Annotated in this window: 6 protein-coding genes and 2 pseudogenes; 5 read left to right on the forward strand and 3 right to left on the reverse strand. The window is 58.9% G+C overall.

The genetic code is table 11. The annotated features are described in order from the left end of the window. Positions 1-43: 43 nt before the first annotated feature. Positions 44-802: a hypothetical protein gene (locus tag NHF48_RS23905; protein WP_253072769.1), complete on the forward strand. Its 759-nt coding sequence runs from the start codon at positions 44-46 to the stop codon at positions 800-802. A 654-nt stretch (positions 803-1,456) separates the two neighbouring features. Here the strand turns inward: NHF48_RS23905 and NHF48_RS23910 are convergent. The 3 genes and pseudogenes from NHF48_RS23910 to NHF48_RS23920 all read right to left on the reverse strand — a co-directional run bounded on the left by NHF48_RS23910 (position 1,457) and on the right by NHF48_RS23920 (position 4,387). Continuing rightward, a pseudogene (locus NHF48_RS23910) lies at positions 1,457-2,651 on the reverse strand (IS91 family transposase). A 6-nt stretch (positions 2,652-2,657) separates the two neighbouring features. Then, positions 2,658-3,567, reverse strand: a pseudogene (locus NHF48_RS23915) (tyrosine-type recombinase/integrase). A 433-nt stretch (positions 3,568-4,000) separates the two neighbouring features. Beyond that, positions 4,001-4,387, reverse strand: a complete 387-nt coding sequence (locus tag NHF48_RS23920) for a DoxX family protein (RefSeq protein WP_253072770.1) — start codon at positions 4,385-4,387, stop codon at positions 4,001-4,003. Between the two features lie 149 nt (positions 4,388-4,536). On the opposite strand from NHF48_RS23920, the gene NHF48_RS23925 reads away from it, so the two are divergent. From NHF48_RS23925 to NHF48_RS23940, 4 genes are all read left to right on the forward strand, one after another. After that, complete coding sequence (locus tag NHF48_RS23925) at positions 4,537-4,938, forward strand: BLUF domain-containing protein (RefSeq protein ID WP_253072771.1); 402 nt, start codon at positions 4,537-4,539, stop codon at positions 4,936-4,938. Between the two features lie 214 nt (positions 4,939-5,152). Next, positions 5,153-6,367, forward strand: coding sequence for a M48 family metallopeptidase (locus NHF48_RS23930; RefSeq protein ID WP_253072772.1), 1,215 nt, complete (start codon positions 5,153-5,155; stop codon positions 6,365-6,367). A 166-nt stretch (positions 6,368-6,533) separates the two neighbouring features. Then, on the forward strand, positions 6,534-6,716 hold the full coding sequence (locus NHF48_RS23935; RefSeq protein ID WP_253072773.1) for a hypothetical protein: 183 nt from the start codon (positions 6,534-6,536) through the stop codon (positions 6,714-6,716). A gap of 900 nt (positions 6,717-7,616) precedes the next feature. After that, positions 7,617-8,138 (forward strand): hypothetical protein, encoded by a 522-nt coding sequence (locus NHF48_RS23940; protein WP_253072774.1) that lies wholly within the window; start codon positions 7,617-7,619, stop codon positions 8,136-8,138. Positions 8,139-8,457: the final 319 nt, after the last annotated feature.

Raw genomic sequence — 8,457 nt, forward strand, 5'->3', positions numbered from 1 at the left:
ATGACGTAGCTCGTTTGTTTCGCCTCTATCGCATCGCGTCACGATGAGCCGCGGCACTTGGCACGGTTTCGAAAGACTTGGGATCGTCTTGCCTGGGGCTGGGCCGCTGTTCGGAAAACGTTACGACAGCTACCTCAACATCGGGGGGGCACGGCACGGCATTAATGGGGGCCGGATAACGGCAGCCGTCACGAAAACTGCCAACGTAAGAGGTAACCCTCGCGCCCGCGGGACATCGCTCCACATCCGGGAGCGACCAAGCTACGCCCTAGCGGCCTCCATTGTTGAACGCAGCGTTCTGAAGCATGCCAGTCAGGTCGAACGTGCGTATCTGAAAAACTATCAAATCATGGAGATGTTAGTGCGATCGTTATCAATGTCGTTGTATTTAGCGGGTGTATTGGCGCTCGGCGGTTTGGCCACTTGGGCGTCCGCCAGCGTCGACCCGTCCCCCAAGCCCGGCGGGGTCTACCTGCTCAAGCCAGGTATCTACGTGCAGCGAGATGTCTCTTGCGAGTCTGCCCCGAATGCCGCTGTCCGACAGTATGATGGCTTCGGCATCAGCGATGCGCGCACCCATGCATGCCGCGCGCGGATACTGGCGCATAGGGGCAGCCGATACGTCGTTGAGCAATCCTGCATCGACGCGGGAGCGGGCGCGGCTCCTAGGGTCAAGGAACGTCAAACCGTCATGATCGCCGACGCCCTGACCTTCACGGTCCGGACCACCGGCCAAGGGACGACCTACCGCTACTGCCCAGCTTACATGCTCCCCCCGGGCTTGCGCGAGACGAACAAGTGAGACGATCGATCGGCTGGTTGTGCGCATGAGGGGCACGGTCCAAGCGGCTAGGCAACTCGCGGACCGCCCGCTGGGAACGTAACGGCGAAGCCCTTGGCCGCCCCTTCCTCCGCCGCCATTCTACGAGGGGTAATCAAGCGGACGTCTCAGCAATCGACGTCTAGCGCTACGCCGTCCGTGGTGCAGAGCGGTCAGCACGCGAAACCTCGTTGAGGACGCAGTAACTGCGGGTCCAGCTCAGGCTCGTCGTCATCGACCACCGGCAAGCCGAAACTACGTTTCGAGGCCCATCGATGATTCTTGAACGAAGGGCCGCTTATCAACCCGAACGCTCCATAGCGGCCTGGCCGCTTTCCTGAAGAGTTTCGGATGCCGGCAGGCGTACGAAAGTCTTGGAAGCCCGAACCCGCGGGCCGCAGGCGATGCGCTATGGGGTTTTCGGTTTCCGGCCGGTCTTGGTGACCAGCGCCACGGCAGATGTAGGCGCGGGCTTGAAAGCAGACTGCCCGAATCCGGGTGAGCATGATGGGTTCGCCAGCGCGGACAGCGCGGCTTTGCTCGGTGTGGCCGCCCCTCTGATGGCTATCGGCGCAGGTAACATCGTCTCCGCAAGCACGAGCCCTGCGAGATAGATAACTCCTTGGCCGTGCCGGGTCACGACGCCTGTATCCCGGATAACGGCGCAGGAGCCGGTGGAGCGCGGGCCTGGCGCTGGCGAAGGAAGGTCTCGATGACCACCATACGCCCGCCGCAACACGGGCATGGCGGGCGGATGTCGTCCGGTTCGGCTCGTGCGTCGGACGCCGCGGGCGGTGCGACCCCGAGCAGTTCGCGGGCTCTTTCGAGATGCGCCTTGCGGGTGGCGCCTGCGAGCAGGCCATAGTGGCGGATGCGGTGGAAGCCCTTCGGCAGGACGTGGAGCAGGAAGCGGCGGATGAACTCGTCGGCGGTCAGCGTCATGACCTGCTGGCGGTCGGCGCCACCCCGGCGATAATCTTTATAGCGGAAGGTAACGCCGGTCTGGTCGAAGCGCAGGATCCGGCTGTTCGAGATCGCAACGCGGTGCGTGTAGCGCGACAGATAGGCGAGCACCGTCTCGGGGCCGGCAAACGGCGGCTTGGCGTAGACAACCCAGCGCTTCTTCCTGACCGGGGACAGGTGCCGCAGGGAATGCACGCCGGTCGGCGAGGTGCGCGAGCCTGCCGTAGAACGCGAGACGCCCAGTTTCGTGCAGCAACATCAGCCGGGTCAGGAACAGGCGACGAAACAGCTTACCCAGGACGCGTACCGGCAAGAGGAACGCGGGTCGTGATGACACCCAGCGACTACCGTCGGGCGAAAGTCCGCCGCCTGGGACAATCATGTGGATGTGCGGATGGTGGGTCATTGCCGAACCCCAGGTATGGAGCACCGCGGTGATGCCGATGCGCGCACCCAGATGCTTCGGGTCGGCGGCGATGGTCGTCATCGTCTCTGACGCCGCCTGGAACAGCAGGCCGTAGACCGCCGCCTTGTTCTGCCACGCGACATCGGCAACCTCGGCGGGCAGCGTGAAGACGACATGGAAGTAGCCGACCGGCAGAAGGTCGGCCTCGCGCTCGGCGAGCCACGTGCGTGCCGCTGCGCCCTGGCACCGCGGGCAGTGCCGGTTCCGGCAAGAGTTGTAGGCAACCCGCCAGTGCCCGCAGTCGGTGCAGGCTTCGACGTGACCGCCCATGACGGCGGTGCGGCAGGTCTCTATCGCCGACATCACCTTGAGCTGGTCGAGGCTCAGGTGTCCCGCGCGGGCGGCCCGGTACGTAGAACCAGCGGTGCGAAAGATGTCGGCGACCTCGACAGAGGCACGCATTCTCGCTCAGCCGCTGGGCGCTCTCGCTTCCATAGCGGTCATCGCCAGCCTGTCGAACGGACTGGTCACGTTGCGCAGCACCCGGGTGGCGACCTGCGTGTAATAGGCGGTGGTCTCCAGCTTGGCGTGCCCTAGCAGCGTCTGAATGATGCGAACGTCGATTCCGTCCTCGAGCAGGTGCGTGGCGAAACAGTGCCGCAACGTGTGCGGTCCGACCCGCTTGTCGATGCCCGCTGCTTGCCCCGCCTCGACCACCACCCGGTAGATCTGCCGCGTGCTGAGAGGCTTGAGATAGTGCTGACCGGGAAACAGCCACCCATCGACGTGCAATACGCCCCTCACGCCGACCCACTCGCCACCACTCTCGCAGCAACGCCAACAGCCCGACCGGGAGCATGGCGTTGCGATACCGCCCGCCCTTGCCGCGCTCGACCCGCAGCAGCATGCGCTCGCTGTCGACGTCGCGCACTTTGAGGGCGGAGACCTCGGCCGCACGCAGTCCGGCGCCATAGGCGACCGACAGCGCCGCCTGATGTTTGAGGCATGTGGTTGCCGCCAACAGCCGCGCCACCTCGTCCTGGCTCAGGACCACCGGCAACTTGCGCACGTGCCGCATGCGGACCAGCTTACGCGCCAGATCGGGCCGGTCGAGCGTCTGGGTAAAGAAGAACCGCAGTGCCGATACGATGGCATTCATGGTCGGCGCAGGCACGCCCAGGTCACACTGCTCGATCTGGAAGCGCCGAACCTCCTCCGCCGTTGCTGTGTCGGGCAAGCGTCCGAGGAACGTCGCGAACCGCCCGACGTCGCGAATGTAGTTCCGATGCGTCTCAGGACCGAAGCGGCGTATGTCCATCTCGTCAATGAGACGTTGGCGTAACGGGCTGACGGCAACAACGGGTATGAGGATTGTCATGGCAGGGCTCCTTTCGTGGAACCCCGATGCTCTGCCTGCTTCCCGTAGCGCTCAACCGATGCGCTACACCCGCGATGTCAATTCAACCGCGCCCCGCACGACCCTCCCGCGCAGCGGGTTCGTGCTTCCTTCCCATTGTCGCCATTCAGGGGCCCGATGTGTGGAAAACCCAGTCGTCATCACCATTGTGCGACAAACAGGTGTTTCGCGATACTTGGGCGGATGGCATATAGCGCTGACAAGCTGCGCCGACCAGCATCAACGGTTATAAAGCAATGGGCCGTCCTGCTGTCGCGAAAATCAGAAATGCTGCAACACGGCCATATGAGCGGTAGAAACCAGTCCTTTCGCTAACCAGCAGCCATTAGCGGACTTATAGCCGCTCTACTTGCTTACCAAAGCCGGATAGTGGGTTGGCTTCATTCACTGTGATCTATCCGCGTAGCGGAAGCAGCGCGCGTAGGCGAGTGTCACGCAGCCACAATCCTGCCCAGGCACCGACACCAAGTGCAACGTTGATAATTTCGGGCAAGATCAGCGCCTGCGTAACGCGCAGATGGGCAGCAAGCGCGCCGCCAACGAAACCCGTAATGAGTATCGCACCTAGCACTGCTGTGCGCGGGACCGCGTAGAGCGACCCGCTGACCAAGGCGAGCATGGCAACGGGGAGAAGTGTCTTTGAACCCCAGCCATCTGATGACATGTCGGACGCAAATACATGCGGTTGTAGCAAGCCGATGAGTCCATCGGCTATCATGATGAAGGCCACCAGTGTGCTGATCAGGACACCAGTGTGACGTTCGATCGTTCCCTTAATCATCGTAGTCCTTCCATTGCATGTCACAGATGAGTTGGAATCATCTCACGAACATAAACTGGACTAATTTATCATAATCAGAAAGATGACTATGATGCATTTGGAATAGGAGATTATGCCGACTCATTTCGGTTGTTTTTTTGAGGCATAATATGTATCATATTGCATATACAAGCCGAGCTATCGGATATATCTCTTCCGTTGATTTGGAGGAGCTTTGTCATGGTTCGGCTGCTTATAATCAGCTAGTAGGTGTCACTGGGCTGCTGGTCTTTGACGGTGTAAGGTACATTCAGCTGATTGAAGGTGAGGCTTCCGCTGTTTGCCCACTCATGGCCCGCATTGCTCGCGACAGTCGGCATGACAAAATCGTCTACATTATTGACGGGCATACTCCTCGACGAGCGTTTGAAAATTGGGATTTGGCATGTATCGGATTCAAAGCTAACCTAAGCGGTCCACAACTACTTGCGGATGTGAAAACGAAGGTCCGCAATGTAACTGACATCTATATTCAGGCGTCGTTTATAGGGTTTGCCGCTTTGGCAAAGTGACGCAATGCCAAGACATACGGTTTTTATAAATTTCTTAGCGAAAAGACCGCGGCCCTTATTAGAACAAGGTCGCATTCAAAACGCGGGCTGATCTTAACTTTAATTTCGTACAGATCGTGTCTACACTTATCGCAAGGGGGGAAGCACCGTGCAGTTAGTCAGGCAACGCATAAGTATAGGGGGCATAGTCTTTGTAACGCTCTTTGCACCTGCGATGGCAGTGGCGCAGGGTTTCGATGTCGAGCAGGCCACGCGTGCTTACCTTGATCTGCTTCATGGGCCGGCACGAGTGCAATCTGACGCCTATTTCGAGGGTGGATATTGGCTGATCCTTTGGAGCACGCTTGTTGCGTGGCTTGTCTACTGGGCAGTGCTGGCCACAGGCTTCTCGGCTCGACTGCGCACTTGGGCTGAAGCGCGCACCAAGCGGAGGGCGCTTGCGACTATGCTCTACGGGGTCGGCCTTACGTTGGTGACGACGATCGCCATGCTACCTTGGTCGATATACACCGGGTTTGTTCGCGAGGCTCAATATGGTTTGATGAGCCAGAGCTTTGCGCTCTGGTCCGTTGACCAGCTAAAGGCGCTTGTCCTTGCGCTGATCGTCACCCCTCTGGCGTTTGCAGCAATCTACGCAGTGATAAGGCGCGCGCCGCGTCTCTGGTGGGTTTGGGGTGCAGGCATGGCTTGGGCCTTCGCTTTGCTCGCGAGCGCAGTGCTCCCTGTGTTGATTGCTCCGCTGTTCTTCACGATGAGCGAGTTGCCGGCAGGCCCGCTTCGCGAACGGATCGTGGCGATGGCGCGGACACACGATATCCCAGCGGAACATATCTATGTCGCCGATCTGTCGCGACAGACCAAGCGCATCTCGGCAAACGTGTCTGGCTTAGGTCCAACCGTTCAGATCACGCTGACAGACAACCTTCTCTCTCGAACGAGCCCCGATGAGGTGGCCTCAGTCATGGGCCACGAGATGGGGCATTATGTGCTTGGCCATGTCTGGCGGAACGCCGCGTGGTTCGCAGTTCTTTTCCTGGCAATGTTCTTCGCTGTAGCAAAAGTGACGCCGATCGTAATAGCGCGACACCCCCGCTGGAGGGTTGAGGGCGTCTCCGACGTCGCCGCGGCTCCAGCGCTGCTGCTGGTAGCAACACTTGTTATGATGCTGGCGACGCCGTTCCAAAGCGCGATAGTCCGATCCGCCGAGAGCGAGGCGGATGCATTCGGCCTCGATGTAGCGCGTCAGCCCGATGCATTTGCGCTAATCGCGATCCGGCTATCGGAATATCGCAAGCTGGAGCCCGGTCCGATTGAGGAGTTCTTGTTCTTCGATCATCCGTCAGGTGAAACCCGCATACGTCGCGCCATGCAATGGAAGAAGGACCACGTGTCTGGTGCAACGATGGTCAAGCCGGTTCTGCGCCCTTGAGGCAAATTCGACCTGCTTTCTACCAAGTCCGGCCTTCCCCCTGTGCCGTAATTAGGGTCATACGCGACGGTCGAAAATCCGAGCTTCTGCGTGAGGAGGGTAGCGAGCTTGGGACCTGCCCCTTGCAGGCCATTAGTGGTACCATGATCGCATGTTGAAAATACGGATGAAGCGGGATGCGGAGCAGAACGCGGCCGTAATAAAGCGCCTCGCGCAGATCGAGACGTCAATCGTAGAACTCGGAAACGAGGACCTGCTCGATCTTGCTGACATTTTCAGGGAGAAGTCCGAGACGGCTATCGCGCAGTGTGCCTTTGCTGAAATGGCTCGACGCAAAATCACGCTTTAATCTGCCTACTTTAATCTGCCCGGCAATGCGGGATGTATGACGGCTTCCGCCCCACAGAGACATTAATCGGTCAATTCTCGGAACCGGTAGCGGACATTCCGCCGCCCTTTTTGGGAGAAGCAGCGTCGCGTAACGTCAACTATTGCACCCGCCGTCCCGAAACCTGCCAGCCGCTGGTGACGTACCGTTGTAAAATTCAACGCCTAAACGATTAATCGAGGATAACAGGAGCTGACCCGGGGAAACTACGATTGGGCGATCTTGCGGAGTCGCTCAGTATCTCGCACGAATACCCCTGTCTGCTTGGCGAACCATGTGGATCGGCGCCGAAGTAGGACTCCAGTAGATTTCCGACAAGTTAATAAATCTTCGCCAGAGCTTTACTTAGTCAGTGGCATCGATCAGCGCAGATCTGCGTCCCTTTCAACCCATACTTTTAAAATATTTCAGTTATTTGCATGCTTTGAGCGGGGCCTCGCTTTCGGCGCGGATCCACATACACGAGTGTGTTGTTTGATGTCGGCTTTGCCCAGCATCGATGGATAGATATCACGTCGGGATCTCACCATCTGGCGGAACGATGCCAGCTATGAGATTGTAGCCCTCGACGATACGGGGACTCACGATGGCCACCATCTACACTGCGTCACCAAAGCCGGATCACGGCTTTTTCATGAAAAACGGCGATCGCAATGGCAATCGTCATCGTACTCGGTTTTTCAACACAGCTGGCTACGGGCCGGTCCACCTTCGCCGTGCCATTGATGCTGCATCTTCACGCACTGGTGTTCTTCGGCTGGACGGTGCTCTTCGTGGTGCAGACCGCGCTGATCGGTCGATCCCTCTGCACGCATTCACAGGCGCCTGGGGTGGATCGGAGCGGTCTGGGCCACAACCGTTGTGCTCCTCGGAATCTACACGACGGTCATGATGGTTGGTCGAGGCGCTGCTCCGTTCTTCTTCACCCCGTCTTACTTCCTGTACATGAACTTGCTCACGGTCATCGGCTTCGGGGTCTTGACAGCCGCAGCGATCTTTATGCGCCGACGGACAGCATGCCACCGCCGTCTTATGATCTGCGGAATGGCCATACTGACCGGGCCAGCGTTCGGCCGCCTGCTTCCGCTGCCGCTGCTTATCCCTTGGGCTGCTTGGGCGGTGTTCGCAGCGGTAATGATCTTCCCCCTTGTCGGCATGCTAATGGATCTACGGCGCAAGGGCCACGTGCACCTTGCCTGGTGGTGGGGGGCTGGAACCATCTTTGGCATCCAGCTGACGATTGGCATGGTTGCAACGAGCGACGTTGGGCTAGCGGGCTATAATGCTGTCGTCGATGGCAGGGCTGGAGCGAGCGTTCCGCCCCCTGCTCTACCCTGCGAGTCCGCCAAAATGATGGACAAGGCCCTGAAGCTTGCTGCTTAAGTTCTCTCGACCAGCAACCTCGTCTCCAAGCATCCTTACTGATCCGCGGTACTACGATTGTAAAATTTTGATGTAACTTCGTCGCTATCGGAAGTGGCAATAATGAAGTATGGCTAAATCGTAAAGACGACTCGACAATGAAGTCGCTTAAGAAAAGTTTCAGGTAGGAGAAGATCGATGGCGAGGCATGGCATCTATCCGCGCGACATAATTCCACCTGTGTCTGATTATTATGACGCGGGCCGCTTTGGACGCATGTTCGGTAAGCTGCCGCCTTTCTCTTCCGACAATCCGCGGATCAGGAAGGCGCTGATGGACA

It is taken from the genome of Sphingomonas sp. H160509 (genome assembly GCF_024124765.2).
Lineage (GTDB): Bacteria > Pseudomonadota > Alphaproteobacteria > Sphingomonadales > Sphingomonadaceae > Sphingomonas.